Here is a 1,430-nt window from a genome sequence, read left to right as displayed (position 1 = left end):
AACTGCGGTGCTCGACCACCCGGATCACCAGCCTCATCCAAGCCGTCCTCACCCTTCATCTGACCAGCTCAGAGTGAGGTTGGAAAAGGCTCAGTCACACGGCACGACTGTCACCTCGACTTGACGCGGCCCAGCGGGAGGATGCGATCCGCTTCCGGTGCCGTGATGGCGCCACTCAAGATGACATGCGCGTGACCACGACGTTCGGGCTTCCTCGGTGCTCTGCTTCCGCCACCCGTGTGACCCCATCGGTAGCCGGGTTGAAAAAGCTCAGTCTCGTTCTTCCGCGGCTCCCCGTAACACTTCAAGTTGACGGTCCGCTCAGAGGAGACCAACGCCTTCTGCCCCATGGGCGTGGAAAGAGAGCCGCTCCGCACCTGCTCGGTCTTGGATGGATGATGATGTTGATCAACCAGGCGGCCTGCGCGCCCCCGAGCCGCCATCTGTTAACCGCTGTCGGGCTTGTGCGCTGTCGGGTAAGTGAGGGAACGCTCGTGGGCGGGCAGGGAACAGCTGGCGCTGCCCCCGGGCAGGCGGTGGCGGTTGTTGGCGACGGCTCGGTAAAGAGCGTGAGCGGCCCAACTGACCGGCGGCAGGCAGAGTAGGCGGCCGGCAAGGCGCCAGGGCGCCGAACCTTGCAGCAGTACGCGGGCCGCCGCTCGGGCGCCTGCCTGAACGGTGCCCGCGTTGGGGGCAATCCACAGGATCTCGCGGTCGGCCTGCGCCTCTGTCACGCCCAAGGCGGTGAGGTCAGCAGCCTGCCAGGGCGCGAAGCACACATGCGGCGCCACTCGAGTGCGGGTCAGGCGCACGACCGCTGTGCAGAAGCCGCAGTCGCCGTCGAACAGCAGGATCGGCTCATGGTTCATCGTGGTTCTCCGTCTCGCTCCGCTTGGCCGGCTTGGTTTGACGTAGTTGTCTTCATCGATTCCTCGTGAGGACGACACCAGACACCATGCACGAATTCCCTTCCTCCGCCCTACTGCAATTCCAGCCTGCCTTGTTCGGGCGGGCCAACACGTTCATTCGGTTGGGCGAGGATAACTGGTCGCGCCTTGCCTAATTGCCGTGCCTCGCCTCGCCTTCGTTGGAGATAGACAAAGGCCCGGGATGGCGATGGCCAAGGCGGCGCATTTCTACCTCTCGCGGCGCCCTGGTAAGACTTTTACCCCGTTCGGCGGTGAATGAGAATGTGGCTCGCCACCCCCGGCACGTTCGATTGTTTAATGGCGCTAAGGCGGGGGCCGACCCCGCCAGCGAGGAAGGAAGACTCTTGCGTTACATGCGCAGTCTGCTCATCGCCTTCTCCGTGGGCACGCTGGCCCTCGGAACCGTCACTGAGCCTTTTCCAACCTGGTTCAGGAGTGCGGCTGTTGGGCTGACAACGTGGTGAAGCCCCTGGTAGATGGGTTTTCGACCAAGAGAACCCG

General features: G+C 63.8%; 1 protein-coding gene. It reads right to left on the bottom strand.

All coding sequences use genetic code 11. The features are described from left to right. Nucleotides 1-446 precede the first annotated feature (446 nt). Complete coding sequence (locus ABZ659_RS35845) at nt 447-869, bottom strand: DUF393 domain-containing protein (RefSeq protein ID WP_360229195.1); 423 nt, start codon at nt 867-869, stop codon at nt 447-449. Between the last annotated feature and the right edge of the window lie 561 nt (nt 870-1,430).

It is taken from the genome of Streptomyces sp. NPDC006997, from assembly GCF_040635175.1.
GTDB lineage: Bacteria > Actinomycetota > Actinomycetes > Streptomycetales > Streptomycetaceae > Streptomyces.
Note: the sequence above shows the minus strand (reverse complement) of the source record. Positions and strands in the feature narration are given on the sequence as shown.

What these genes read in the sequence shown, in the direction of transcription:
- ABZ659_RS35845 (WP_360229195.1), bottom strand. Translation starts at nt 869, where the DNA reads ATGAACCATGAGCCGATCCTGCTGTTCGACGGCGACTGCGGCTTCTGC.